This is a genomic window from Pontibacter actiniarum, assembly GCF_003585765.1.
GTDB lineage: Bacteria > Bacteroidota > Bacteroidia > Cytophagales > Hymenobacteraceae > Pontibacter > Pontibacter actiniarum.
The window spans coordinates 3,836,653-3,863,650 of record NZ_CP021235.1 but is presented as its reverse complement, the minus strand read 5'-3'; the positions used below and the strand labels follow the sequence as shown (position 1 = coordinate 3,863,650).

The following is a 26,998-nucleotide window of genomic DNA, read 5'->3' as shown; positions in this document are numbered from 1 at the left end:
TATGGCAGTTGAGCAAAGCATCCATATCCTCCGTCAGATTCGCAGCCGCTATGTGCAGGCGAAACTGTGGCTGTATGCGCTGCAGGCTATAGCTGTGGCAGCCGTAGGTATAGCCATATTTTCCAGGTGGCGCTTTGAAGTTCCTGTGCTGGCATTTGTGGCTATCTCCATGATTATAGCGGCTATTTTATACGTTGCCCTGCGTTGGAGAAGCGTTAGCCAAACAAGCCTGCAGCAGGTAGCCCGGCACCTGAACAGGCAGTATCCTGCCTTAGAGGATAGTACTGAAATGCTTCTGCATGAGCCTCAGAACCTGCTTCAGCGCCTGCAACAGCAGAAAATAGCTGGGGTGCTACAGGAGCTTCACCCAGAGAAAGAGAAAACTTATACCTTACGCAGCACCGCATCCTATGTCGCCTTAGGTTTAGCGCTGGTACTCACAGCCGGAATTTTATACTTGCCAGCAGCTCCACTGCCCGATCCTAAGCAAAGCCCGGAAGTACAAATCACTTTTCCCGATGCTCCTGCTGCCGCCGCTGATACCGCTACAACTATTGAGCAGATTGAGATAACTGTTACGCCTCCCGCTTACACTGGCAAGAAGGCTTATAAAGCAGATAATCCTAATTTAAGAGTGGAAGAGGGGGCAACCGTTAACTGGCGCATCCGCACGAACAAACCAGCCAAAGCACTGCAACTGGAACTGAATGAGCAGCAAGCACAAACCTTTAAGCAGAGCAAAACAGGCTATACCTTCTCTCGCAGCTTCAGCCAGCCTACGCTGTACACGATCAACCTAAACGGGCAGAAATCTGCTTTTTATACCTTGGAGATAATTCCGGATGAGGCCCCGGCCATAGAAATCAGCAAGCCGAAAGAGTACACCGAAATCCGGCTAGGTGAGCCACAGCGGGTAAGCCTGCAGGCAAAGCTCACCGACGATTACGGCATTCGGGAAGCCAACATGATTGCTACGGTCGCCAAAGGCACTGGCGAGGCAGTAAAGTTTCGGGAGGAGAAGATGAAGCTGAACCTGAGCGGCAACAGCCGAAGCTACAGCATCAACCAAACGCTAGACCTGCAAAAGCTGGGCATGAGCTTCGGCGATGAGCTATACTTCTACCTGCAGGCCTGGGACAACCACCGCGGCTACACGCGCTCCGAAACCTTTTTTGTGCAGATTGAAGACACTACCATTGTAGAAGCCAGCTTTGACATGACAGCCGGTGTGAATCCGGTGCCGGAATATTTCCGCAGCCAGCGACAGATAATTATCGATACAGAAAAACTGCTAAAGGAGCAAAGAAGTATCAGTAAGGCTGAGTTTCAGGAGCGATCAAACAACATTGGCATAGACCAAAAGCTGCTGCGCCTGCGCTATGGTAAATTTTTGGGTGAGGAGTTTGAAAGCGGCATCGGTCCGGGAGGAGGTATACCAGAGGGAGCAGGAGGGCACGAAGAGGCCCAACATTTTGAAGGCGATGGCCACGACCATCCCGAGTTCGAGAACCAAAACAGCCCGGAAGCACTGCTAGACCCTTACCTGCACAAGCACGACCAGGAAGGCGAAGCAACCATCTTCGAGCCTGCCGTAAAGGCAAAACTAAAAGGAGCTTTGGCGCAGATGTGGGAAGCAGAACTAAGGCTGCGGACATTTAAACCGAAAGAAGCGCTACCGTTTGAGTACATGGCCCTCCGAATGCTGAAAGATGTACAGCAGTCGCAGCGGGCATATGTAGCCAAAACAGGTTTTGAGGCACCACCACTCAAAGAGCCAGAACTGCGCCTGACAGGAGAGCTGAACAAGATTACGCCGCTAAATGAGCGCAACACCATAAAGCAAAAGCAGCAGTATCCAGACACAAAAGCAGCCTTAAACTGGCTGGCCAGATACAAGCAAAACGGCAAGTATAAACCCAGCGACGCAGCCTTGCTGGAACGGGCAGGACAAGAACTGGCACAGCGGGCCGTAAACACGCCGGGCCAGAACCTCCGCGCACTACAAGACATGCGACAGTTAATTTCTGAAGTAAGAACGGGAGACGGCAAGCTGTGTGCCTCATGCTTGGCAACAGTAGAACACGCTTTAACAGCCCTACTACCACCAGCAGCGCAAACACCGCAGCCCAAGCAAGTCATGCGAAGCAAGCTGGCACAGGAGTATATGAAACAGCTTGAGCAGTAAGTATGGACAGCGGCCAGACGCTCGTAGGTGCTGCGCACACCGCGAGGTCAGAAACTTAGTTGGAGCTCCTAGAACCTTGGCTACTGGAGTTGATCCCAGTCCTTGGGTTGAGCGCCTTGTGCATGTTGCGGTGCCCGCTAGGGCAGCCCGCAGCGGAGCGAGGAGCAGCTTCAGACACACAGCGCGATGCCCGAGGACGAGGCCCCGCGGCCGTGAGCGCTCCAAAGAATAAAGTGCAGCGGTAGGTATGTGTGAGCTGGAGGATAACCGGAAGCTAGAAAGGATATCTTGGCTGAGGATGCATATAGCAGAGGCAGTCTAGGTCACAAGCGGACGCTTGCGCCAGAAATGCTATTAGCGGAGGTCAACAAGTATGGCTTTTCAAGCCAGTTGAGTTACAAACTCAACACCACAAAAGCACACAAGTCTGAAGACTTGCGGCATAAAAGGAACTTACGCTAGCGAGGGAAGACTGATAATAAAAGCCAGCTAAGCAAAGTATAAAGAAGAGTAAATGATAAACTTCAAAACCCATATCGGCTTACTAAAGCACCTGCCCGGTATGCACTACCTGGAAATCCCACAGGAAGTGGTACAGCAGTTAGGTACATTAAAGCAGCGCCTGCACTGCACCGTCAACGCCAAAGTGAAGTTCCAGTGTGGGTTGATGGCCTTGGGAGAAGGGAAAGCCTACATCAGTATCTCTAAAAAGCGCATGCAGGAGCTGGGGGTAAAGCTTGAAGATACAGTTACGGTAAAACTGGAAAAGGACGACAGCACCTACGGCACCGAAATGCCTGCAGAGATGGAAGAGCTGCTACGGCAGGATGAAGAGGGAAACAGACGGTTTCTATTGCTAAAGCCAGGCATGCAGCGCTACATGCTGAACCATGTGGGAGCCGTCAAAAGCGTACAGCTACGCGTGGATCGAGCCATTACACTGATTGAAAACCTGAAAAAGCTACCAGAGGGGAAGGAAGACTTTCGGGCGATGCTGGGCTTACCTCCACGTTAATCATACATCACCATGCTATACCTTACCTGGCTTCTTGCGATACCTGTTGTACTGCTCCTGCTGTGGCTGGCGTGGCGCAGGCCTAACCGGCAGCGCCTCCCGTGGCGACTGCTGGCAAGCGCTGTGACAGGTACAAGCCTGGTACTGCTGGTATTTCCGCCAGTTACAGAACAAGCTATCAGCCCCAGTACTGCCATACTTTTAACGGAAGGATATGACGCTGATTCGCTTGAGGCTCTATTGCAAAAACAGGAGGCAAAGCCACAGTTGTATACTTATGAGGCTTCAGCAGCAGATGGCGCAGAGCAGCTGGCGTCTCTGTACAACCTGCGCCAAAAGCAGCCGGGACTACAGACAGTGCATTTGTTTGGATATGGCCTGAATGAACAAGAGCTGCAGCAACTACACAACCTGCAGGTAAAGCCACATTTAACCGCAACTCCAGCTGGTGTGCAGGGGCTAAACTGGCGACAAAGTATCAAGTTAGGTGAGACCGTAGAAGTGGCAGGCAAGTATAAATCGACCAGCTCCAAACCGACGAAGCTATACGTTCATGCTGCTGGCAAAGCACAGGATTCTGTAGCATTCAAAACCGATAGCACTTATACTTTCAATCTCCGCTATAAGCCCAAGCAGCAGGGCAGGTTCGTTTATACTTTAACAGCTAAGTCGGGGGAGCAGGTAGATACGCTGGGGCAGGTGCCTGTGCAGGTTGAGCCAACACAGGAGCTGGGTGTGCTGTTACTGGCTTCGTCTCCGAACTTTGAGTTTAAGTTTCTGAAGAACCACCTGGCGCAGCTGCAGCATCGGGTGGCATTGCGCACCTCTATTAGCAAAGACCTTAGCCAAAGTGAGTGGCTCAACATGCCACAGAAAGACCTATCTCGCCTTTCCTCCAAGCTGCTACAGGATTTTGATGTGGTGATTACTGAGCCTGAAGCACTGCAAAACTTAAGTTCATCAGAAAGAGCAGCTCTGGAGCGTGCCGTTACCGAAGATGGCTTAGGTGTTTTGACTATCGCAGCTACTCCTGTTAACAGCCGTAGCACATCCTTCTTCACAGGTTTTAAAACCAAACGGCTATCGCAGCAGGACTCCCGCAATGCCCGCGCCTCCTGGGCTAATAACAGTAATGCTACTGCCACGGCAGCACCTTATACATTGGCAAATACAACGGCTGTTAAAAGCCTTATAGCAGAAGATGATGGCAACAATTTAGCCGGAGCCAAACGCGCTGGTTGGGGAAGTATTGCTATGAGTTTTGTGCCGCAGACGTTCCCCTGGGTTTTAGAGGGAAAAGAGGAAACCTACGCCAGCTACTGGGCTCACCTATTAAGCGGATTGGCAAAGGAGGAAGCAAAAGAGAAGTTCTGGCAGCTAACAAAGTCTCAGTTTCCACAGCCCAACCAGCCTACTATACTTGCCTTCACGGATTATACTTTGGCAGAAGGTGCGGCAGCTCCTACGGCTATCGTCATCTCACTAGTTGACTCTACAAGTATAAGCTTGCCGTTAGCTCAGCAACAGTATCAGCCGGAGCAGTTTAGCGGCACCTTCTGGCCCCGCCGCAGTGGCTGGTATAACGTGCAAACAGCTGATGCTGCGCCCTACTTCTTCTTTGTGCAGGATTCGTCTGATTGGGAATCTGAAAGTATAGCCGCCCGAAGAGAAGCCACACAAGCTTTTGCAGCGCAGCAAAGTTTAAAACCGTCAGGTGATGCTACCGTAGCTTACAAAGAGGAGCCTGTGTCGTTACTATGGTTCTTTGCGCTGTTTGTACTGAGCAGCGGTTTTCTATGGCTGGAAGAGAAGTTTTAAATATGAGCTGACACAGACATCGCAGCGTGCGAAATTCCATATCAATTTTGGATGAGTGGTTGAGTGAATGAGCGAATAATTTTGAATAACTGAATTTAAATAACTGAATAAACAAAGAATCTGCCATCTTGTAAAGATCTTGGTGGCGGAGCGCTAAAGCCGTTGCTACTGGCCCACAAAATCCTTACAGAATGGTAAAAAGGTACAAAAGAGAAAGGATCAAGTATAATATTCTCTTTACCACTGCATCATTCATTCAAAAATAGCCGCCGTCGCCTGCAATGTCTCGGGCACTGAGAGGTTCTAACTTTACTTCTAAAAACTTACATCACTTACTTTACGCTTGCAGCAAAAGCGTCTATCAGACGAGTAAGTGCAGGCACGGCTTCCAAGTTTAAAGTATGGCCAGCTTTTGGTATAGTTTCTAGTTTCGCATTCGGGAGAACGTCATTCATTGCCTTTCCCATTTCAGTAGGGCAAAGCTGATCTTCCTCACCATGCACCAGCATTACAGGCAACTGCACCTTTTTCAGCTCCTTCAGGTAATTACCGCTTTCCTTTATCGCTGCTAGCTGGTGTAGCACGTTTTCCTTTAGCAGAGACTGATTCGCTCTACTACCTCTTAGCTTTTCTATGCTGATGACAGGCTTCAGAAAATAGCTTCGGCCCAGCACCATCGGCAGCATCACATCTACCAACAGCGCAGTGCCTCCTGCTTCTAACGCAGCTTCCCAGGTATGGCAGACGGCTTCAAAGTAAGCATCTACTTGAGCGAAAGTTGAGAGCAGAACTCCCGCCTGTACCAGTTCAGGATAATTTACCAGCACCCGTTGTGCCACAGCGCCACCAAAAGAGATGCCTACTAGTACAACATCAGGCAATTGTAACGACTGCAACAGATGTGCAAGGTCCGCGGCATGGGCTTCAAAACTGCGAGGCTCAGGCGCGGCATCTGCTTTGCCCTGGAACAGCAGGTCTACCAGCACCTGCTTATACTTCTTCCCGAGCGTAAAGGCCACTCCCGCCCAGGCTGTAGTGGTTTGCGTGAGGCCATTCAGGAATACCAGCGTCTGCGCAGCATCAGGGTTGCCCTGCACTTCATAGTATAGCTGGTGCCCGTCCGGAAGGGTGTGCTTCATGGGGAGTGTCTTTTCTGAAGGTGACACACGAAGATAGGGGATTTAGCGGAGATGGGAAATTGCTGTAACAGCGGGTAAGCCCTGCTCCTTTACAGGTAGTAACGGCTCGCACATAAGGTGAGCGACAGCCGAGGAAGTTTTGCCCATGCGCCTATTTGGCGGGGCGTTTTGCTTTAAGTGTAAGTTACACCGCTTGCTTCGGTGGGAAAAAAGCTACTCCGATAATCGGTAGTCCTAGTATATTTGCCAGGTAACCAACGAACAAAAACACGCCGGCTCCTATCACACATTTCGGCTCATCGGGTCCAAAATTGTACATCAACCCTTGTGCTGCAAGATAAGTCGCAAGTATTGGAACAGCTACACCTAATAGGGAACAGCCTAAAACAGCTAAGCCAAACATCACCCGCCCTGCTTTGCGCTTGCCAATCACTACCAGAATAATCATTGGCAGCAGGATTAGCAGCACTGGTAATATTACCCCAAGTAACAGCCCCATCGTGTCTACTTTACGTTTTTGTCATCTTCTGTGAAATGTACGCCAACAGGAGGAGATGCACAAGCGGTCAGTGCATCAGCGCCGATTTGATCATGATGAACTCATTGATGTTGTCGGTGTTGATAACGCCGGCAAGGCGGCCGTTCTCGAGTACGGGGTAAAGCGGTGCGCGCGATTTCTGCAGCTCTGTGTAGGCTTCGGACAGCTTGTCCTGCACGTTAAAGGTTCTCACCTCTGATGACATGACCCTGGCTACCGGCGTCTCCATCTGCTCATCCTTTACCGCCTGTATCAGCTGAGAGCGGGTGAGCGTGCCGGTTACCCGCCCCTCCTCCTCGATGATAAACTCGTGCTCCGACCCCATCAGCAGCTTCCCGACCGCCTCGCGCACGGTGTCGGTCGGGGCAAGGGTAACGTAGTTGGTCATCATCCCTTCGCGCACGCTGTGGCCGCGCAGGAAATCAAGGTGCTGCACAATGATGTTCTCGGAGTAGGCCCCGAAGAACACGAAAGCGCCGATCAGGATCAGAAAGGGATTGTAGAAAAAGCCGATAAACACAAAGAAGATCGCCAGCAACTGCCCCAGGTTAGCGGCAATCTGTGTCGCCCGCACCCGCCCCAGCTTAAAGGCCAGCAGCGCCCGCAGTACCCGCCCCCCATCCATCGGGAAGGCCGGAATGGCGTTAAACAGCACAAGCACCACATTCACAAAGAGCAGCAGGTAGAGAAAGTTGTCTGCCGTGATGCGCAGGAAAAAGTCGTCTGCCGGCATGCCTTGCAGCGAGGGCAGCACCAACCAGAGCAGAAAGGCGATGACCACGTTAACGGCAGGCCCGGCTAGGGCAACCAGCAGCTCCTGCTTCGGCTTCTCGGGCATTTTCTCCAGGCTGGCCACGCCACCAATAGGCAGCAGCGTGATCATCTTGGTGTTGATGCCGTAGTTTCTGGCCGTGAGGGCATGCCCCAGCTCGTGCAGCACCACACAGCAGAACACCGCCAGTATAAACCCGATGGCCAGCAGGGTGGCGGATAAGTCGCTGCCTCGCTGTACCTCCGTAAAGGCTACCCAGCCGAGCAGAAGCGCGAACGTCCAGTGCACGAGTATCTTTATACCTGCTATCCTCCCTAAGTTCAGTGACCACTTCATCTGTTTGTTACCCTTTGGTTCTTAAGAATCTAACGCGCTGTGGCCGGCGAATGTTTGTCGCGCCAGGCACGGCCGGGGCTTCTGTCTTAGATGCAAATGGCCCTCTTGCCCGGCACAGCTGCCCGGGCAAAAGCCGTATCGCCTTCTGCTCCCGGGTAGCGAAGGTATGATCAGGGGTGCCTGCCGCCGGGGCGCTACGACACTACAGGAAAGGCTACCGTGCTGATCAGCGCGTTTTCGGCCTGGCGGGAGTCGAGGCGCGTGTGCTGTACCACTACCGGCACATCAGACTCTATCACGCTGGCGTAGTCGGTGTCGGTGGGTACGGGTTCCGGGTCGCGGAGATCGTTAAAGCGCAGGTGCTTTGTGCGCCTGGCAGGCACCACCACTTTGTAGGGGCCAATGGGGTCGCGGTCCGAGAAGTAAATCCAGAGTTTAACGTTGGCATCCTGATCAGAGGCGTTGAGAATACAGGCGGTTTCGTGGCTGGTAAACTGGGGCGCCGGGCCGTTGCCGTACGGCGGGATGTAGCCTTCAGCAATGGCCCACACCTTGTGCCCTATCGGTTTCTCCATAGTCGTGTTTTTATATGTACAGGTGCGGCAACACGCTGTTGCTACACATCACCCTATACTACGGCTTTGTTTCAGAGGTGGGTTGCAAAGCACTGCAGGTCTGTGCTTTATTTAGATGGTTTAACCTGCTGAGAACGGTAAGGCTGCTTTGCCAACAGCCCGCGCGTACTTACCGGAGCTGTGCCAACCGCCCTTGGTGCGCCTCCTGGGCTGCAGGGCGCTTATGGCTGGGCCTACCCTTTCCGGCCACACGTTCGTACAGCAGCACACAGTTAAGGGTGAGAATCAGCACCGGCTACAGGTAAAGAATCCTACCCTGCCTGTTGGATGTGGAATATAATGGTTAAAGTTGCAAAGCCGTAGGTGCGAAGGGAGTGCCAGAGGAGCGGCGGAAGGTGCAGCACCGGAATATAGAGGAGGATATATGAATTTGAGAAATAGAGGCTTAGAGCAGGAGTTGCAGTTTCAGGCATCGCGGAGCGGCGGTGCGGGCGGCCAGAACGTGAACAAGGTCAATACAAAGGTAGAGCTGCGGTTTCATGTACAGCACTCGGCCTTGCTAACGGACGAGGAAAAAGAGCTGGTGCAGGAGAAATTAAGCAACCGCATCAACAACGAAGGGTACCTTCAGGTGGTTTGCCAAACCGAGCGGAGCCAGCTGAAGAACAAGGAGCTGTGCATGCAGCGTTTTTTTGAGCTACTGCGGCAGGCGCTCACCAAGCAGAAGAAGCGCACCGCCACCAGGCCCACCCGCTCCAGCGTAAGGCGGCGGCTGGAAGGGAAGAAAAAGCAGGCGGAGAAGAAAGCAAACAGGGGCTTTCGCGGAGACTTTTAATCCGGGGCCTGTTCTGTTGCATAGCGCCGAAGCAGGTGCAAAGCAACAGGCAATGGGTAAAGCTATAGGAAAACGGCTGGGGCGATCGCGCTGGGAAGTATACGGCGGTACCTACAGCAGCGCACTCAAAGCATGGCAGCTAAGCGCTGCTGCCTTAGGCTGTCTCATCATCCCAAACCATAGAGGATATTAGCCAGTGGCCGTTTACCTTGATAAACTGAATGCTGTTAACGCCTACTGAGAACGGAGCTGCGCTGCTGGGGTCGAACCGCGCCTCATACGTGCTGAAACGGTGCGCCACTTTGCCAAACACCTCTGTTTTAGAAGAAACTTCCCGCTCACTGAATGCCTCCAGCTTTCCGTTTTTAACCTGCTCCGCAACAACATCCACAAACTGGTCTACCGTAAACTCCTGTGGCTGCGCTGCCACGTTGTTTATAAGCCTGCCGCCCTTGTAGAAAAATGTTTTCAGCTTCTCCAGGTCCGGCTGCCCGCCTTTGCCAAAGCTGATGCACGCGTACAGCGCTTCTGTTAACTCATCCAGGTCTTGCATAAGTGGGTCGTAAAGGTTGAGGCAGCACAGGGTTGTAGTGCCTGTTAAGGCGCAAGCTGTTTATCTCCAGTTGTTTGTGCTGTTGCTGCCTTCTTTTAAATACGTATCCAGAAACGAAAGTATGGCGCTGCGCCCTTTTATCTGGTTCTCCTGCTTCATAAAACCGTGGGTGTGTTGTTTCGTTGCCGCCTTGGCCGCCGGCGTACAAAATCCGCTCATCTTTCGGCAAATAAGATATCACAAATACTCAGTTTTCCGTTGAGTTGGTGAGCCGCTGTGCTTCGCCTTCTGTGACAGGCACCGGTTTGCTTGCTGGAATAAAGTATCTTTGGGCGATCAGGTAAAGAGCCGCTTTCGGTCTTGGAGGCCGTGCTGATGAATTGCTCAGTAAGGTAGGTGCTGGCCTTCAGCGAGGAGTCTGCTCAACGCCCGGAAGTGAAGTGCCTCATCGGTGACCAGGTTGAAGGTACGCGATACACAGGCTAAGCTGCCGTTTTTAACCGGATCACAGGCAAGTATAAGTATAAACCCAACCGACTGGTTTTTGTAGAAGAGCAGCCGGTTACGTTAAACGTGCTGGCGTGCAGCCAAGGAAGGGCTGCGGCGGCATAAAGATTTCACCCTTAGAGTATGATCAAGAGAGTACTGATTACAGTTTTCCTGCTTTGCGGCGTGTGCATGGCGGGCATGGCACAGAAATACGTTACGGCCGCAGGTGTACGCCTGGAAAGCGAGCGGTTCGGGCTAAGCTTGCAGCAAAAGCTGCATGAGCGGGGCACCATCGAAGCTATCCTGTCGGTGGGGTCGCGGGAGTACAGTGGCACTGCGCTGTATGAGTGGCACTTTCCGATGCTGGGCAAGCGGTTCAACTACTACCTGGGCGCCGGCGGTCATGTGGGCAACCTGAAAGACAACGGTGTGTTTTCGGGCGTGGATGCCATCCTGGGCATTGAGTACAAAGTAAACGGGCTGCCCTTCCTGCTTTCCGCCGATGTGAAACCGGCCGTACACATTAACCACGAAGACTGGGTAAACCTCTCTTCCGGCGTCTCGATTCGCTATGTTCTTATTAAAGAGAAGAAGCAAAAGAAGGAATGGTGGCCATTTGGCAAGCAGAACAACAAAAAGAATAAGAAGAACGACGAGAAATCGGGCATTCTGGATATTTTCAAAAAGAAGGAGGATTAGCCTCCGGAAAAGCGAACGGCTTCTAACCGTGGCACATGGCTTAACCGCAAGGCCATGCCTTTGCGGCAGTAACGCTCAATGCACTTTCTCCAAACTTTTCAGGTACAGCCATCCCCGCCTGCTTATCTTGATGAAGGGTTTGCCCCTTTTAACGTACAGCTCCACAAACCTGCCGCCCCTCAAGCTTTCCGCCAGGTAAGCCAGCTGCTCCGGGTCGGCGGTACCGACTACGGCCGCCAGGTCATGGAACTCCTCCGGAGCCCTGGCGCAGTGCCGCAGGCTTAGCGCGGTGAGTTTGTGAAGAGGCCCGTCTTGCTCCGCAGTGGCCGGAGGCAAAGAACCAAGGCCTACGCGCGGGCGCACCAATGCAGCGGTCGCCCCACTGGCTCCCACCAAGGCCGCAATATGTTGTAGCAGGGCTGCGGCAAGGCCACGCGCATCTTTGGGTCTTTTTATATTCGCCAACGCTATGCTTGTTTCAGGCTTATACACTCCTCCCCTTCTCATCAGGCTCTACATGAACCATAAAAATAAGAAGTTAATATATAGGGAGAAAGGTATTTAGAGCATGTCCTGTAACATTGGCTCAAGGTATGCGAGACTCGTAAAAGGCCTTAGACAACGTCTGTTTGGGGAAAAGCAACTGTAGCTTGTAACATCGGCTGGTGGCAAGGTGCAGCGGCGCTGCAGGTTTTGTTAGGGCCTCAGCCTATAGGAGTGTGTACAGGCTGAGGATGTTGTGTTACAGCAGGCATCTGGGTTGTGGCAAGTAGTTGCTGGCGGGCAGCTATTCTGGCGCGGGAGCCTGAGGCGCTTTCGCAGGCAAAGCTCCCAAAGGCCAGCAGCGTAGCGAGGAGTAGGGTAACAACTTTCATCGTTCTGCTTTGGCTAAGGTTACACACTCGGTGCGGTGATCTCCACCTCAGGCAGCAGGTTGGGCTGGTGTTTATACATGCTCAGCTCCTGGCGGGCGCTAAGTTGCTTCATGTCTTTTGCAGACTTCTTGATAGAGGCGCCAACGCCGAGGAGGAAAACGAAGATTAGGATTACGATTTTCATGATTTTATTTTTTAGATGGTAGTGGATAAGTAGTGGATCTGGGTGGTTCTGGTAGAGCTTATTTGCTTGGCGCAACAATCTCTACCTCTGGCAAAAGGTTTGGGTAGCTTTTGTACTCGTTGAGCTCGTGGTGCGCTTTGATTTTCTTCATGTCATCGGCAGACTTCTTAATAGAGGCCCCCATTCCGGACATCATGGCTAGGATAAGGATTACAATTTTCATGGCTTTATATGTTATTGGTCTAAAGTTCTCTAACTGTTTCTGTCTTAATAGATAGCAGCTCTGGGCTAATGGTTGCTTGGGTCTGCTATAATTATTTTTATTTCTGATTTACCTATTACACTTTGCGTGCCATTGTGTGTAAGGTGTTGATAAACAGTGTAATATGTGTGGTGATTGCTTTTTTAGCCCGTGTCATCTGTTCGGTAGCGAACACTTTACTGTTCGGCACCGGACAGGTGTGCAGGGCACTGCTGCAGCAGCTGCTAATCCAGCGAAATACGGGTAACCAAGCTGCAACACGCGCAACTAAACAGCAGCTGCGGTGGTAGCTAACAGGATGAAGATAATGTTCCCGAAGTTTGATAAGGTGGGCATGCCGCTGCTGGGTGTGGCCGCGGCGGCTTTGTTTGTGCTGGAAGCAAAGCGGCAACTACGGCGGCGTACGCGGCCGAAGAGCGAGCGCCTGGTCGAGAACGGCAGCGTGGCGGCTGCGGCGCTGCCGGCGCTGCGCCTTTTGCTCGTGCCCGGAATGTATGCGGCTGCCAAGTGGGCTAACCGCCGCAACTTTGGCCTGCTGGCGTGGCTGCCCGGGTGGGGCAGGTATACTTTGGGCTTTCTGCTGCTGGACTATACTAACTACCTGTGGCACGTGCTGCTGCACAAATCAGACCTGCTCTGGCGCTTCCATAACGTGCACCACATCGACCTGGACCTGGACCTCTCCTCTGCCTGGCGCTTCCATATCGGGGAGAACATCGCCTCGGTGCCGTACCGGAGCGGTGCCGTGGCGCTGTTGGGTGTGCCGGCTCCGCTAGTGCTGTTTTACGAGGTGATCTTTGAGGGTTGCACCGCTTTTCACCACAGCAACCTGCGCCTGCCCTACAAGGTAGAAAAGCAGCTGTGCAAGCTGATGGTAACCCCGCGCATGCACGGTATTCATCACTCTATTGTAGCCCGAGAAACCAACAGTAACTTTTCCGTTATCTTTTCCGGCTGGGACCGTCTGCACCAGACCCTGCGCCTTAACGTGCCCCAGCACGCCATTACCATTGGGGTGCCCTCCTACCGCGACCCTGCAGAGCAGCACCCTGTGCGCCTGCTCCGGCTGCCCTTTGAGAAGCAGCGGCTGTGGCAGCTACCCGATGGCACGGTGCCTGAGCGGGAGGAGCTGCAGGAGAAGCATTTGCTGTTGCCGTAAATCTTGCAAACGGGGCGGTGCCTGAACACACGCGGCTAAATACAGAAGCACATCTCAACTTCTGACTGTTTTGTACAGTATAACCTAGCATTCTAAGTGTAAAAGTACCTATGGAACCCGTGAAAGGAAAATTGATAGCACTGGGCGGAGGCGATGATGATGGGCTGATCAAGCTGATCCGCTCCGAAATCTGCGCCCTGACCTCGCATATTGAAGTTATAGCCACTGCAGCAAGCGCCCCCGAAGAGTCTGGCAACGCCTACAAGGAAGCGTTTGAGGAACTGGGTTGCCACAGCGTATACTTTATGCACATAGATGAGGATAACGAGGCCGATAAGCCAGAGTACCTGGAGCGCATCAGCAAGGCCGATGTCATCTTCTTTACCGGCGGCGACCAGGTGCGGCTGGCGAAGTTCCTGAACGGCACTGAGCTGCTGCGCATCATGCACCGCCGCTATCGCACCGAGGACATCATCATTTCCGGTACCAGTGCCGGTGCGGCTATTATGTCTGACAGGATGATCTACAACGGCTACGGGCATTACTCCCTCATCAAGGGCGAAATGAAAACGACAGTCGGCTGCTCTTTTATCAACAACATCTTTATTGATACGCACTTTGCCGAAAGAGGCCGGTTTGGCCGGCTGGCACATGCCGTAGCCCACGACCCCAGGTACATCGGTATCGGGCTGAGCGAAGAGACAGGCATCATCATCAAAGAGGGAGATCAGGTGGAGGTGTTTGGCCCGGGCGTCGTGACGGTGATTGATGCCAGTAACATCAAGTTTTCCAACATACACCAGGTAGCAGACAACGACCCCATTGCCGTTGAAAACCTGAAAATGCACCTGCTCGTGCACGGCTACCGCTATTGCCTGAAAGAGCACCTGTTCCAGCCAATCCCTGTGGAGGAAGTACGGTAGGGCTTGCAGGTAACTCTTGAAAGTTGAATAACACTGCCTTCCCCGGTCCAGCTACCCCTCCCTGGCTTTTCTCCGGTGTTCCTGCCTCCAGAAGGAGAATCACAATTCTTAAGTGTAAGAGCTGTAGTTAAAGATGGGAAGGAAGATCCACTGTAGCAGTGCAGCCAAGGCTATAGCAGGTATGGCTTTGCAAACTAGTTGAGTTACAAACGCAACACCGTTTTAAGGCACGAGTTGCAAACTCGCGCCAGCAGAGGACATAAGCGAATGCTTGCGCCAGAGTGGGAGCAGCGGGAAGCTGTAGCCGGAGAAAATTGCCAAGATACCTAAGAATGTTGAGCAAGAGGTATGGCCAACGGAGCGGGGGCTGTATCTTCAAGCAAATACAGCCCCGGGTCGTTGGGCACAGCCTTACTTCCTATCCTCCTGCTGCAGCTCCATATTGATGGCTACACCGGCCTTGGCGCCCTCGGCTGCCGCTACCACCACCATTTGCATATCGCGGGCAGCGTCGCCGGCTACGAAGAGGCCCGGGATGTTGGAGTGCTGCAGCTTCTTGGTCCGGATAACGCCGTCGCTAGTGAACTCGCAGCCCAACTGCTCGCCCAGATCCGACTGCTGCTCGGTGCCCAGCGAAAAGAATAGGGCCTGTTGCGGGCGCTTCTCCCCGTTGGCCAGCACAATGTGCCGGAGCATGCCGTTCTCCCCTTCGAGGCGCGCGATTTTCTCCTGCTCAATTTTTACCTCGTTGCGCTCCAGCAGTTCGATGTCTTCGCGGCGGAGGCCGTCTATGGCATCGGTGTAAAGGGTTACATCGGCACTCCAGTTTTTCATGGCAAGCGCCTGGCCTACGCCGTGGTGCACGGGGCCACCGTACACGGCAATGGCTTTGTCGCGGCTCTCCCAGCCATCGCAGTAAGGGCAGTGGTGCACGCTTTTGCCGTACATTTCCTCCACGCCCTCCAGCTCCGGCAGAGTGTCTTTGAGGCCGGTTGCCAGCAGTAGTTTGCGGGAGCGGTATACTTTGCCGTTGCTGTCGTTCACTACAAACTCGCCTTTGGTGTAGGTGGCTGACTTCACCACCACATCCACCAGCTCAACGCCATACTTGTCCAGTTCTGCGCGGCCTTTCTGTATAAACTCGCGCGGGTTCATCCCATCGCTCGTCAGGAAGCCGTTCATCCTCTCTGCCCAGCGGTTGCGGGGTTTCCCGCTATCCATCACAATTACCTTGCGGCGGGAGCGCCCTAAGAGCATGGCTGCGTTTAAGCCAGCCGGGCCGCCTCCTATAATGATCACATCGTACATGGTGTTTCTTCTTCAGTTTCCGAGGTTATTCTAACGAAAGGTGATGTAATAAGATGGAGGTTCTGGGAGGATAAAGTTATACTTTGCAGCTATAGTCCGCTTCAGGCCCCGGAATGTAGGTTGAGCAGTAGCAGGTTACAGCGCCGGCGCCGCGGGGGGCGGGGTGCCTCGGGCAGCAGTCAGTGGCAGCGGGTGGAGCCTGGGGAGCGCACGAGGGCTTTTCGTACGTGTGTTGCCTGCGGCTGCGGGTTTCTTGTTTTAATTTTTCGACTCATTTCTAAAAATATTTGAAAAAATATTGCGAGCCGCTGTAATAAGTATATATTTGTTTAGACTATTTATCACCCTACTTTTATAAAAGTTGTTCTTATGAAAAGCAAAATTTTAGCCTTACTAGGTGGCACCCTTCTTTCGGCCTCGGCTATGGCCGGAGGTTACCAGGTAAACCTGGCTAGCCAGCGGCAGATAGGTATGGGCCACACAGGTACCGGTATCCAAACCGGTACGTCAAGCATCTTCTTTAACCCGGGTGCCATGAGCTACCTGCAGGAGAACGGCGTAACGGTGGGTGCCAGTGCGTTGGTCTCATACATCTCCTACCGCTCTACTAACTTTACAAGCGCTACGGCCGAAGCGGACAACCCTGTGAAAACTCCTTTCCAGGTGTATGCTGCCTTTAGCATTAACGATAAGTTAAAAGCAGGTTTGGGAGCGTACACGCCGTATGGCAGCACAGTGAGGTGGGGTGATGAGTGGAATGGTCGTTTTGGTCTTTCGGAGCTTTCATTGGCAGCCTTCTATTTCCAGCCTACGCTTAGCTACCAGCTGACGGATAAAATTGGTATCGGTGCCGGTCTGATCGTGGCGACGGGTAGTGTAAACCTGCAGCGCCAGCTGCCGCTTCAGGGCCCGGACGGAAATGAGCCCGGCATTGAGCTGGACGGTTCGGCAGACACTGGCTTTGGCTACAACGTGGGTATCTACTTCCAGCCTTCAGAGAAATTCTCACTGGGTATCGACTACCGCTCCAGAATTGACCTGAAAGTGGAGGACGGCGACATTACTTACTCCAACCTGCCAAACTCTGCCACTGCGCTGTTCCCGGGCAAGACCTTCTCTGCGGAGCTGCCGTTGCCGGCCACGTTGTCGGTAGGTATAGGGTACCATCCAACCGAGCGCTGGACCATTGCCGCAGACGTGAGCCACGTGGGGTGGAGCGCCTACGATAAGCTTCGCTTCGACTATGACCAACCGGTTGCCGGCAGGCCTTTCTCTGAAAACCAGCGTAACTACGACGATGCCTACATCTACCGCCTCGGTGCCGAGTACAAAGCCACTGACAACCTGATGGTGCGTGCGGGTGCTTACTACGACAACACGCCAGTGCAGAACGGGTACCTGACGCCGGAGACTCCGGACTCAGATTCTCGTGGCCTGTCTGCGGGTATTAGCTACGGCTTCTCTGACAAGTTCAGCGTGGATGCTTCCTTCCTGTACATCAACAAGGAAGAGCGCACGGATACAGGTGAGTTCTCTGGCGGTGTGGCCGGTACTTTCAAATCTGTTGCTTACATACCAGGTATCGGTCTGAACTACAACTTTTAACTTTCTTCCCTGAATTAATATGAAAAAGTATATCTATAAAGCTAGTGTGCTGGCCCTTTTCGCCGGCGTGCTGTTTACAAGCTGCGAGCCTGAGGTTGACTATGATGTTAACCCGTCGGCAGGCGCAGAACTGGACTTTAGTAACTATGTAGCTGTAGGAAACTCGCTTACAGCTGGCTACCAGGATGGAGGCTTGTACCGTGAGGCCCAGCTTAATTCTTACCCGGCTATACTTGCAGACCAGTTTGAGGAAGTAGGTGGTGGCGAGTTTGTGCAGCCACTTTTCTCGGAAGCAGAAAGAAACGGTTCCGGTTATTTAAGATTAGCAGGTTTGCCTACGCCAACCTCTCCTGTTCTAGAGCCTGTCACGACTGAGCTGGCAGTAAGAAGAGATGTGCAGCCACTACCGGGCGGACCAAGGCTTACGAAGTTTACCGACCCTGTTAACAACCTTGCTGTACCGGGTATATCTGTTCTTTCCGCAGCAACACCAGTTTATGGTGGCGTAAACCCATACTTTGAGCGCCTGTTAACTGATGCGGAAGTAGGACAGAAGAGCTACCTCCAAAAAGTGGCAGAAACCCAGCCTACCTTCTTTACGATGTGGCTTGGCAACAACGATGTGCTGACCTATGCTACGAATGGTGCTGTTGCTGACCCGACAAACCCTTTCAGCGATAAAACCCCTGTTGCAACTTTCAGAGCTGTTTATACGCAGATGCTGGCAGCGCTTACAAAAGGTGGAGAAGTAGAAGGTGTAGTTGCTAACATTCCGGATGTTACCGCTGTGCCTTTCTTTACAACCGTAAACCTTAACTCTATCAGGCAAAGTGAATCAGTGCCTGATGATGCTGTCATTTACATTAAAGTAGGCCCGGCACCGACGGATGTACGCCCGCTAACTATGGATGACCTGGTGCTGCTTACTACAAAAGATAAAGTTGGTCGCCCTGACCAGGTACAGACACCTGCAGGCCCTGTAGCTATTCCTCATGGCTTCCACCCAGCTAACCCGCTAACAGACAGTGAAGTGCTGGATCAGGCAGAGGTTGCTGAGATCAAAGAGCATGTGAGACAGCTGAACGAGGTTATTGCACAGGTGGCAGATGCTAACAACATCGCAGTGTTTGACGTGAATGCGTTTTTCAATAACATCAAAGGTGGGTTTAACATTGATGAGGTGACCTACTCGCCAGCTTTCATCAGTGGCAACCTATTCTCCTTAGATGGTATTCACCTTACACCTAGAGGTTACGCGATTATAGCAAATGAATTTATCCGTGTGATAAACTCTTACTATAAAGCCAGTGTGCCGACTGTAGACGTTACTAACTACCGTACAGTCGTATTCCCTTAACGGGCACGGTTGAATAAAGTAAAAAGGCACCTCGCAAGAGGTGCCTTTTTTGTTGCCTGAATCAGGATGTACGTGGTTTGAGGATGAGCAGGACTAAGAAAGAACGCCTTAAAGTGCGGTTTAGACTTCAAGGCGCTCTTGGTTTATACTTTAGCAGCCGGTGCAAACGCAAGTGCAGTTAATATCCTGTTTCCCATCTGCCAACCCTGCGAATACTGACCTTTAATGCGCCTCCAGCCAGTTGTCGCCCACACCGAGGCCGATCTCCATCGGCACGCTGAGCGGCAGGGCATTTGTCATCAGCTCCACAATCTTCGGCGTTACGATCTCTATTTCCTCTTTCGGGGCGTCAAACAGCAGTTCGTCATGCACCTGTAGCATCATGCGGGTCTGCAGTTTCTCCTGCCTCAGGTAATCATGTATGTTGATCATTGCAATTTTGATGATGTCGGCGGCTGTGCCCTGGATCGGGGCATTGATGGCGTTCCGCTCGGCAAAGGCGCGAATGGTTTGGTTGCGCGAGTTAATGTCGCGGAGGTAGCGGCGGCGGCCCAGCACCGTCTCGGCATACTCCAGCTCACGGGCCTTTTCAATCGTGCTGTCCATGTACTCCTTCACCGCCGGGAACTCCTGGAAGTACGCCTCAATGATATCGGCGGCCTCGCGGCGCGGAATGCCCAGGCGCTCCGCCAGGCCAAAGGCCGAAATGCCGTAGATGATCCCGAAGTTCACCGTTTTGGCCATGCGGCGCATCTCACTATCCACCTGCTCCAGCGGCACCTTAAACACCTTGCTGGCGGTAGAGGCGTGGATGTCGAGGCCGTTTTTAAAGGCCTCTTTCATAGTAGGGTCGCCGCTGAAATCGGCCATAATGCGCAGCTCAATCTGCGAGTAGTCGGCAGAGATGATCTGGTGCTTGCTGTCGCGGGCAACAAAGGCCTTGCGTATCTCGCGCCCGCGCTCCGTCCGGATCGGGATGTTCTGCAGGTTGGGGTTGGTGGAGCTGAGGCGGCCGGTGGCGGTAACAGCCTGGTTAAATGAAGTGTGCACGCGCCCGTCCAGCTCGCAAACCAGCTGCGGCAGCGCGTCTACGTAGGTAGATTTGAGCTTGGTCAGCTGGCGGTGGTCCAGAATCAGGCGCACAATCTCGTGCTCGGCAGCCATCTTCACCAGAATCTCCTCGCCGGTGGCATACTGGCCGGTTTTGGTTTTTTTGATCTTGGACTTGCCGTGCAGCTCCAGCTTATCAAAAAGGATCTCGCCCAGCTGCTTTGGCGAGCCAATGTTAAACTGCTCGCCGGCAATTTCGAAAATACGTTTCTCTATGTTGATGATCTCGCTCTCCAGCTGAGTCGAGAAGTCGGCCAGCGCATCCGTATCAATGCTCATGCCTTCGTTCTCCACATCGGCCAGCACCTGCACCAGCGGGCTCTCCACCTCCCGGAACAGCTTCATCAGGCCCTGCTCCTGCAGGAGGGGCTCAAAGTACAGCTTCAGTTGCAGTGTGATGTCCGCATCCTCGCAGGCATAGTCTTTCACCGCTTCGGGCGCCAGGTCTGCCATGGTTTTCTGGTTCTTGCCTTTCGGGCCCAGCAGGTCGGTAATAGGCACCGGGCTGTAGTTGAGGTACGTCTCCGCCAGCACGTCCATGTTGTGGCGCATCTCGGGCTCCAGCAGGTAGTGCGCCAGCATGGTGTCGAAAATCGGCCCCTGTACATCCACGTTATACTTCTTCAGCACCAGGATGTCATACTTGATGTTCTGGCCCACCTTGGAGATGTTCGGGTTCTCGAGTAGGGGCCTGAACTCGTCGACTATACGCTGCGCCTCCTGCAGGTCATGGTGTGGTACGGGCACATAGTAGGCCTCGCCGGGGCGGTAGCAGAACGACATGCCCACCAGCCTGGCCGTAATCGCATCGATACTGGTGGTTTCGGTGTCCCAGGAGACTTCGTCCTGCTTCAGCAGGTACTGGAGCAGGCTTTGGCGCAGCTCCGGGGTATTGATGAGGTGGTAGTCCTGCAGCGTGGTTTTTATACTTTGCATCACGCCCGGCACCTCCTCCTCGGCAACGGCCAGGGCGGCATCCGCGGCGGCAGGTGCATCAAACAGCGACGTTTGGTTTACAGCGGCGGCCTTGCCTTTTCTCCCGGCTTTGGCGGCAGGTGCGGCAGCGGCCTCTCCCAGGCTTTTGCCCAGCACGCGCTGCGCCAGCTGCCGGAACTCCAGCTCGGCAAACAGCTCCGTTACCTGCTCTTCGTTTGGCCCGTCGTAGTGCAGCCCTTCTTCGCTGAACTCGACCGGCACGTTGCAGTGGATGGTGGCCAGCTCTTTCGACATCATGCCCTGGTCCGCGTACTTCTCCACGTTCTCCTTCTGCTTGCCCTTCAGCTGGTCTGTGTTGGCAATCAGGTTCTCCACGGAGCCGAAGCGCTGAATCAGGCTTTTGGCGGTTTTCTCGCCGATGCCCGGGATTCCCGGAATGTTATCCACGGCGTCGCCCTGCAGGCCCAGTATGTCGATCACCTGCTCCACTCGCTCCACTTCCCACTTCTCCAGCACTTTCTGCACATCCCACACATCAATGGCGTTGCCCATAAAAGCAGGTTTGTACAGGAAGATATGGTCTGTCACGAGCTGGCAGTAGTCCTTGTCGGGCGTCATCATGTACACGTCGAAGCCGGCTTTCTCCGCTTTCTGTGCCATGGTTCCGATGATGTCGTCGGCCTCGTAGCCATCCATGATCAGCACCGGAATGTTAAAGGCCTCCACAATTTTCTTGCAGTAAGGTATGGCGATGGAGATATCCTCGGGCTGCGCCTGCCGGTTGGCTTTGTAGTCGGCAAAGTTCTCGTGGCGGAAGGTTTTGGCCGCCGAGTCGAAGGCAACGCCGATGTGGGTAGGCTGCTCCTTTTGCAGTACCTCCACCAGCGTGTTGGTAAAGCCAAGGGCGGCGCCCGTGTTCATGCCTTTTGAGTTGATGCGCGGGTTCTTGCTGAAGGCAAAGTGCGCGCGGTATATCAGTGCCAGGGCATCTAGCAGAAACAGTTTCTTACGTGGTTCACTCATGTTGCTAATTTAGTCAATTTCGGGTTAAAAGAAGCCACTGCAGCCGCAGCCCCGCTTGATTTATACTATAACCGGCAGAGCCGCATGGGGTTGCCCGTGTTATGATACAGCCTGCGGGCGCTCTTCCCCAGGCTGTGGAACAAGTCTACAAAGCAGCAAAGCCTCTCTTGTACGGTTGTTTTGCTTATACTTCTTGATTATCAATGTGTTGTGTGTGGCAGGGGCTGTTTGGCACAGTTATCTCCTATAGGATTGGCAGAACAGAACATCTAAAAACTGAACTGACCATGAAAAAAGTAACTGTACTAGCGTTTGCCTTCGCGGCATTCGGATTCATATCAACAGAAGCACAAGCACAAACAACTGACGCCAACTCTTCTACTCAGCAGCCGCAAACAGAGCAGGCGCAGGAGCAGGCCGCCAACAAAGAGCAGATTAAGGAGGAGGAGCTGCCTGAGGGGGTAAAGCAAGCCCTGCAAAACGATGCCCTGAAAGAGTGGCAGGTTAGCGAAGTATACAAAGTAGCGCCAGACGCGGCGGCCGGTGCCGAAGCCAAAGCCACTTATGAAGTATACTTCACTAATGCTGAGCAGAAGCAGGCGGTAGCACGCTTCGATGAGACGGGCAAAGCGCTGGCCTCCGCATCAGCAGCAGGACAGGAGCAGAAATAGCTAATGCCTTTGTAAGCAGTTTAAAAAGCGAAACGAGATGAAAAAGATAAGCATATTAGCCGTAGCCTTTGCGCTTGCGGGCCTAGGTGCCCAGGCGCAGGACAACCCTACCTCACAGCCACAGCAGCAGACAATGCAGCAGGAGCAGGGTCAGCAGAACAAACAGCAGGTAAAGCCGGAGGAGCTTCCGGATGCCGTGAAGCTGGCCGTAGCCAACAGCGACTACAAAGAGTGGACGCTGGGCGAGGTATACCTGATCCAGCCGACTGAGGATGGTGCCCCCGTGGTGTACGAAGTGCAGTTCCTGAACGGCGAAGAGGAGCCGGTGGTGGTGCGCTACGATGAGGCGGGTAAAGAAGTAAACGGCTAAGACCGGCCGCAAACGTTTGTATATTGATTCGGGCAGGGCCTCCGTTATATAACGGAGGCCCTGCCTGCTTTAGGTATAGTATAAGCTAAATATAGGAGTATAATTAGCGGCAGGTAGAACATAAACGGCCTTAAAGTCGTTACTTTATTGCTTCATGCCTTCACCCAGCAGGAAGCAACACGTAAACTATACTATGCCAAAGATACTTCTGATTGATGATGATCCAGCTTTCTGCCTGATGCTGAAGGGCTATTTGAAGCGCCAGCAGTATGAGGTAGAGACCGCCTACACCGCAAACGACGGGCTGCGCGTGCTCAAGGCATCGTCGTTTGATTTGATCCTAACGGACTTCCGCCTTCCTGACAAAGACGGACTGGAGCTCTTGTCTCAAATCCGTGTGCTAACACAGGAAGTACCCGTTATCCTGATGACCACCTACGCGGATATCCGCACTGCCGTGCGTGCCATTAAAATGGGCGCCTTTGAGTACATTACGAAACCTATCAACCCCGACGAAACCCTGCTGGTTATCAAAAACGCCCTGAACAGGAAAGCGGAGGCAGAGCAGGAGGCCGTGTCTACAGCGAGTGCCGGCAGCTTCCAGTTTGTGCGGGGGCAGAGCCCGCAGGCCGAGCAGATAGAGGAGTTTATCTCGCTGGTGGCCCCCACCAACCTATCTGTGATTATAGAAGGCGAAAGCGGCACCGGCAAAGAGTATGTGGCCCGCATGATACACGAGCAGAGCAAGCGCCACGACCGGCCTTTTGTAGCCATCGACTGCGGTGCCTTATCGAAAGAGCTGGCGGGCAGCGAACTGTTCGGGTACGTGAAAGGCGCCTTTACCGGTGCCCTGCAGGATAAAAGAGGCCAGTTTGAGGCAGCCGAGGGAGGCACCCTGTTCCTGGATGAGATTGGTAACCTGCCCTACGAGGTGCAGGTAAAGCTGCTGCGCGCGCTGCAGGAGCGCAAAGTGCGCAAACTGGGCAGCACCACCGACCAGAATGTGGATGTGCGCGTATTGGCCGCCACCAACGAGGACCTGGTGCAAGCCGTTGCCAACGGCCAGTTCCGCGAGGACCTGTACCACCGCCTCAACGAGTTTAAGATAAACCTTCCGCCGCTCCGCGACCGCGACGGCGATGTGGTGCTGTTTGCCAACCATTTTCTACAGCAGGCCAACCGGGAGCTGGAGAAAGCGGTGCAGGGCTTCGACGCCGCCACAGAGGATGCGATGCTCCGCTATAACTGGCCCGGCAACCTGCGGGAACTGAAAAACGTGGTAAAGCGCGCCGTACTGTTAGCCAAGTCAGAGTTTGTGACGCTGCAGGAGCTGCCCGCCGAGATTGTGCACTACACGCCTGCGCCGCAGCAGGCCAGCGTTGCCTACTCGCCCCACGACCCAATGGAGACGGACCTGAAAAGTATAAACGAGCGTACCGAGCGTGAGATGATCCTGGCGATGCTGGAGCGCGTGAAGTACAACAAATCCAAAGCGGCACGCCTACTCAACATAGACCGTAAAACGCTCTACAACAAGCTGAAACTCTATAATATTGAGATATAGGCGGCTATTCCACGGGCTGCTGCTCTGCGGTGGCTCTTACACTTTGCAGCTCCTGCCGCAACGCCCCTAGCACCTTTTGCACCTGTGGCAGCGCCTCTGCCACGGCCTGCTCTAACACGCTTTGCTCTGCCTCTCCTGTATGGAGCACCTGCTCCAGCTGAAGCAGGTATGGGGTTACAGTGTGTGCCTTCAGGTGTTTAAAGGCGGTGAGCATCTTATGGGCCATGTTGGCGTTTGCCTCCCAATCCTGTGCCGCGGCAGTCTGCTCCAGCTGCTTCAGGTTCTGCTCCTGGTCTTCCACCAGCACCTCCAGCACATCAGCCAGCGCCTGGTGGTCATCACCGGTAAACAGGCGCATCTCGCTTAAGTCGTACAATGGCGCTTCCGGTGTCTGGGCAACAGCAGCCGCTGGTAAACGCAGCGTGCCCGCTGGCACGTGCTGCTCCTCCTCCTGTACATCGATCGGGGAGATGGGCAGGGCCTCTGCCAGTTTCTCGTGTAGCTCCTGCTCGGTAAAAGGCTTCATGACGTGCGCGGTGATGGCTGAGTTCTTGAAGAAGTCAGTGTCGTTGCTCAGAATGTTGGCGGTAAGCGCGATAATCGGCACCTGCTTATCAAGCCTGCGGATGTTGCGGGCAACGGTCTTTCCGCTCATGCCCGGCAGCTGAATATCGGTTAGCACCACGTCAAAGCTATGCTGCTGCACCAGGTCCAGCGCCTCCTGCCCATCGTTCGCCAGGTACACCTTCATGCCCCAGCGGCTCAGGATCAGGTCGCAGAGGGTGCGGCTGTAGGCATCGTCGTCCACCACCAGCACTTTAAAGCCCCGGAAGGTAGCCGGCACTGCCAACGGCTCAGGTGGTGCCGCCGGCACTTGCTCCTGCGCCACCTGCATCGGAAGCACAATGGTGAAAGTGGTGCCCTCGCCATACACGCTGTTCACGGCGAGGGTGCCGCCCTGCATCTCCACCAGCTTTTTGCTGATAGACAGGCCCAGGCCGGTGCCGCCATACTTGCGAAGGATAGAGTCATCGGCCTGGTTAAACTCCCCGAACACATGCTGTATGCGTTCCTGCGGAATGCCGATGCCCGTATCAGCCACGGCTATACTTAGCACGGCACGGTTACGGCGGCGGCTGCGCAGGCTTACCTCTACCTGCACCTGCCCCTGGTGTGTGAATTTAATCGCGTTGTCTGCCAAGTTAAACAGCACCTGCTTCAGGCGCAGTGCGTCGCCGCAGAGGCCGTCCGGTATAGCGGGGTCAGCCTTGCAGCTGAACGTTACGCTTTTGCTGGACGCCTTGAGCGCGAAAGCCTGCTCCACTTCCGTAAGCAGCCTGTGCAGGCTAAACACGGTGCGGTCTATCTGCAGCTTACCGGCCTCTATCTTGGAGAGGTCCAGCACGTCGTTCACAATGTGGAGCAGGTGCTGGCCCGCGCCGTTGATAGCCTGCAGGTGCTCCTGCTGCTGCGGCTGGAGCGGGGCATGGCGCATCTGTTGTGTAAAGCCAAGTATAACGTTGAGCGGGGTGCGCATTTCATGGCTCATGTTGGCTACAAAAGCCTCTTTGGCGCGGGCCAGCTTCACGGCCTCCTTCTGCGCCTGTATCAGGCGCGATTTATAGTTGTTGCTGCGCGTCAGGTCACGGAGAATCATCAGAATAAAAGCAATGCCGCTGCCCAGGCCAACTATGCCGATCAGCAACATGATAACAGAGGTCTCCTCGGCCACGTCGCGGGCGCGGCTGGAGTTAAGCGCCGCCTGCTCCTGCTCATGGCGTTCGAGCTGGTACATCATTGTCCGGATCTGGTCCATGATCTGCTTGTCCTGCTGCAGCAGGGCCAGCTCCTTTGCCTGTAGCTGCTGTTCCTGCGCATCGGCCTCGCGCTGCACATTGTGCAGGATGCGGCGCACCTTGCTCAGGGGGGCCACCGGGGTGGCGGCAATGCTGGTGTCTATGCGTATCTCCTGCCTTACATCCAGCTGCGGCACGATGACCTTCGGTGGCGGCGGCGTTTCCTTCTCCTGCTTCTCTTTCTTGGAGAACAGCTTGCCAAAGAAGCCCCGCTTATCCTCCTTCTCCTGCTGTGGCTGCTCCTCCTTTTGCTGCGGCTCATCAGTGCCGTTCATGTTGAGGTTATCCGAGATGGTGGTGGTGGTTTGCTGGTGGATGGTGGTGGAAAGAGGCTTTTCCTCGGCTGTGGAGGCGATTTGCCGCATGGCCTTTCCCGAGTAATTGTTCAGCTTTTGCCGCTTCTTAAGGGCTACGTAAAGTTCCAGGCTTTTCTGCTTCTCACTCAGCAGCGCGGAGATAGAGTCAACCTGCGCCAGTTCGCGGGGGCTGTCTTCCATCAGGCACTCGAGCGAGTCTATCTGGTTACGGATTGTGTCGAGGTGGCTGAGGTACGCTTTGAAGTGGGACTCTTTGGTTGTGAGGGTGTAGGCACGGATCGCACTTTCCGCCGTGGAGATGGTAGAAAGCGTGTGCTGCAGCTCCATAAGTTTGGTGTTGGGCTGCGAGAGCACCTCCACCGAGTTGAGCAGTTTGGTAAAGCTGGTATAGGTCAGGTAAATGGCCACCAGCACCACGCTAAGCGCCAGTGTAAAGCCCGCCACAACCTTCGTTTTTATGCTATCCCCGGATATCTTCATGTATAACTGTGTCGCTTTTGTTGCCGCGCCTGCGAGCGGCGCAG

24 protein-coding genes are annotated in these 26,998 nt (G+C 53.9%); 12 read left to right on the top strand and 12 right to left on the bottom strand.

Features of this window, described 5'->3' with window-relative positions; translation table 11 throughout:
- Position 1 precedes the first annotated feature (1 nt).
- The 3 genes from CA264_RS16660 to CA264_RS16650 all read left to right on the top strand — a co-directional run bounded on the left by CA264_RS16660 (position 2) and on the right by CA264_RS16650 (position 5,018).
- The gene (locus tag CA264_RS16660; RefSeq protein ID WP_025608527.1) at positions 2-2,185 is read left to right on the top strand and encodes a DUF4175 family protein; all 2,184 of its coding nucleotides are present in this window, start codon (positions 2-4) and stop codon (positions 2,183-2,185) included.
- Between the two features lie 514 nt (positions 2,186-2,699).
- Positions 2,700-3,200 carry a DUF1905 domain-containing protein gene (locus CA264_RS16655; RefSeq protein WP_025608526.1) on the top strand — a complete coding sequence of 167 codons (501 nt, stop codon included), beginning with the start codon at positions 2,700-2,702 and terminating at the stop codon, positions 3,198-3,200.
- 12 nt (positions 3,201-3,212) lie between these two features.
- Positions 3,213-5,018, top strand: a complete 1,806-nt coding sequence (locus CA264_RS16650; RefSeq protein ID WP_025608525.1) for a hypothetical protein — start codon at positions 3,213-3,215, stop codon at positions 5,016-5,018.
- Between the two features lie 332 nt (positions 5,019-5,350).
- Here the strand turns inward: CA264_RS16650 and CA264_RS16645 are convergent, their stop codons facing one another.
- The 4 genes from CA264_RS16645 to CA264_RS16630 all read right to left on the bottom strand — a co-directional run bounded on the left by CA264_RS16645 (position 5,351) and on the right by CA264_RS16630 (position 8,378).
- A complete protein-coding gene (locus CA264_RS16645) occupies positions 5,351-6,157 on the bottom strand; it encodes an alpha/beta fold hydrolase (protein WP_025608524.1) in 807 nt (268 codons plus the stop codon).
- Between the two features lie 184 nt (positions 6,158-6,341).
- The gene (locus CA264_RS16640; RefSeq protein WP_025608523.1) at positions 6,342-6,656 is read right to left on the bottom strand and encodes a hypothetical protein; all 315 of its coding nucleotides are present in this window, start codon (positions 6,654-6,656) and stop codon (positions 6,342-6,344) included.
- A gap of 67 nt (positions 6,657-6,723) precedes the next feature.
- On the bottom strand, positions 6,724-7,803 hold the full coding sequence (locus CA264_RS16635; protein WP_025608522.1) for a site-2 protease family protein: 1,080 nt from the start codon (positions 7,801-7,803) through the stop codon (positions 6,724-6,726).
- Positions 7,804-7,997: 194 nt separating this feature from the next.
- Entirely contained in the window at positions 7,998-8,378 is a 381-nt protein-coding gene (locus CA264_RS16630; protein WP_025608521.1) for a sensory rhodopsin transducer, read from the bottom strand.
- Positions 8,379-8,802: 424 nt separating this feature from the next.
- On the opposite strand from CA264_RS16630, the gene arfB reads away from it, so the two are divergent.
- Entirely contained in the window at positions 8,803-9,213 is a 411-nt protein-coding gene (arfB, locus tag CA264_RS16625; RefSeq protein ID WP_025608520.1) for an alternative ribosome rescue aminoacyl-tRNA hydrolase ArfB, read from the top strand.
- A gap of 154 nt (positions 9,214-9,367) precedes the next feature.
- Here the strand turns inward: arfB and CA264_RS16620 are convergent, their stop codons facing one another.
- Both CA264_RS16620 and CA264_RS21920 read right to left on the bottom strand, forming a co-directional pair.
- Positions 9,368-9,766 (bottom strand): hypothetical protein, encoded by a 399-nt coding sequence (locus CA264_RS16620; protein ID WP_025608519.1) that lies wholly within the window; start codon positions 9,764-9,766, stop codon positions 9,368-9,370.
- A gap of 60 nt (positions 9,767-9,826) precedes the next feature.
- Entirely contained in the window at positions 9,827-9,985 is a 159-nt protein-coding gene (locus CA264_RS21920; protein WP_157593723.1) for a hypothetical protein, read from the bottom strand.
- A 411-nt stretch (positions 9,986-10,396) separates the two neighbouring features.
- On the opposite strand from CA264_RS21920, the gene CA264_RS16615 reads away from it, so the two are divergent.
- The gene (locus CA264_RS16615; protein ID WP_025608518.1) at positions 10,397-10,954 is read left to right on the top strand and encodes a hypothetical protein; all 558 of its coding nucleotides are present in this window, start codon (positions 10,397-10,399) and stop codon (positions 10,952-10,954) included.
- 75 nt (positions 10,955-11,029) lie between these two features.
- On the opposite strand, the gene CA264_RS16610 is transcribed toward CA264_RS16615, so the two are convergent.
- The 3 genes from CA264_RS16610 to CA264_RS21910 form a co-directional block, all read right to left on the bottom strand.
- Positions 11,030-11,419 (bottom strand): hypothetical protein, encoded by a 390-nt coding sequence (locus CA264_RS16610; protein ID WP_157593722.1) that lies wholly within the window; start codon positions 11,417-11,419, stop codon positions 11,030-11,032.
- 429 nt (positions 11,420-11,848) lie between these two features.
- Entirely contained in the window at positions 11,849-12,013 is a 165-nt protein-coding gene (locus tag CA264_RS21915; RefSeq protein WP_157593721.1) for a hypothetical protein, read from the bottom strand.
- A 58-nt stretch (positions 12,014-12,071) separates the two neighbouring features.
- Positions 12,072-12,236, bottom strand: coding sequence for a hypothetical protein (locus tag CA264_RS21910; protein WP_157593720.1), 165 nt, complete (start codon positions 12,234-12,236; stop codon positions 12,072-12,074).
- A 337-nt stretch (positions 12,237-12,573) separates the two neighbouring features.
- On the opposite strand from CA264_RS21910, the gene CA264_RS16605 reads away from it, so the two are divergent.
- Both CA264_RS16605 and CA264_RS16600 read left to right on the top strand, forming a co-directional pair.
- The gene (locus CA264_RS16605) at positions 12,574-13,434 is read left to right on the top strand and encodes a sterol desaturase family protein (protein ID WP_025608516.1); all 861 of its coding nucleotides are present in this window, start codon (positions 12,574-12,576) and stop codon (positions 13,432-13,434) included.
- A gap of 110 nt (positions 13,435-13,544) precedes the next feature.
- Complete coding sequence (locus CA264_RS16600) at positions 13,545-14,357, top strand: cyanophycinase (protein ID WP_025608515.1); 813 nt, start codon at positions 13,545-13,547, stop codon at positions 14,355-14,357.
- Between the two features lie 411 nt (positions 14,358-14,768).
- Here CA264_RS16600 and CA264_RS16595 read toward each other — a convergent pair whose 3' ends face one another.
- Positions 14,769-15,665 carry an NAD(P)/FAD-dependent oxidoreductase gene (locus tag CA264_RS16595; protein ID WP_025608514.1) on the bottom strand — a complete coding sequence of 299 codons (897 nt, stop codon included), beginning with the start codon at positions 15,663-15,665 and terminating at the stop codon, positions 14,769-14,771.
- Between the two features lie 369 nt (positions 15,666-16,034).
- Here CA264_RS16595 and CA264_RS16590 point away from each other — a divergent pair, with 369 nt between their 5' ends.
- A complete protein-coding gene (locus tag CA264_RS16590) occupies positions 16,035-17,270 on the top strand; it encodes an OmpP1/FadL family transporter (RefSeq protein ID WP_025608513.1) in 1,236 nt (411 codons plus the stop codon).
- A gap of 19 nt (positions 17,271-17,289) precedes the next feature.
- Positions 17,290-18,627, top strand: coding sequence for an SGNH/GDSL hydrolase family protein (locus CA264_RS16585; RefSeq protein ID WP_025608512.1), 1,338 nt, complete (start codon positions 17,290-17,292; stop codon positions 18,625-18,627).
- A 222-nt stretch (positions 18,628-18,849) separates the two neighbouring features.
- On the opposite strand, the gene polA is transcribed toward CA264_RS16585, so the two are convergent.
- A complete protein-coding gene (gene polA, locus CA264_RS16580) occupies positions 18,850-21,696 on the bottom strand; it encodes a DNA polymerase I (RefSeq protein WP_025608511.1) in 2,847 nt (948 codons plus the stop codon).
- A gap of 287 nt (positions 21,697-21,983) precedes the next feature.
- On the opposite strand from polA, the gene CA264_RS16575 reads away from it, so the two are divergent.
- The 3 genes from CA264_RS16575 to CA264_RS16565 all read left to right on the top strand — a co-directional run bounded on the left by CA264_RS16575 (position 21,984) and on the right by CA264_RS16565 (position 24,301).
- The gene (locus CA264_RS16575; RefSeq protein ID WP_119570452.1) at positions 21,984-22,367 is read left to right on the top strand and encodes a hypothetical protein; all 384 of its coding nucleotides are present in this window, start codon (positions 21,984-21,986) and stop codon (positions 22,365-22,367) included.
- A gap of 37 nt (positions 22,368-22,404) precedes the next feature.
- Positions 22,405-22,737 carry a hypothetical protein gene (locus CA264_RS16570; protein ID WP_025608509.1) on the top strand — a complete coding sequence of 111 codons (333 nt, stop codon included), beginning with the start codon at positions 22,405-22,407 and terminating at the stop codon, positions 22,735-22,737.
- A gap of 193 nt (positions 22,738-22,930) precedes the next feature.
- A complete protein-coding gene (locus CA264_RS16565; protein ID WP_025608508.1) occupies positions 22,931-24,301 on the top strand; it encodes a sigma-54-dependent transcriptional regulator in 1,371 nt (456 codons plus the stop codon).
- Between the two features lie 4 nt (positions 24,302-24,305).
- Here the strand turns inward: CA264_RS16565 and CA264_RS16560 are convergent, their stop codons facing one another.
- Positions 24,306-26,954, bottom strand: coding sequence for an ATP-binding protein (locus CA264_RS16560; RefSeq protein WP_025608507.1), 2,649 nt, complete (start codon positions 26,952-26,954; stop codon positions 24,306-24,308).
- Positions 26,955-26,998: the final 44 nt, after the last annotated feature.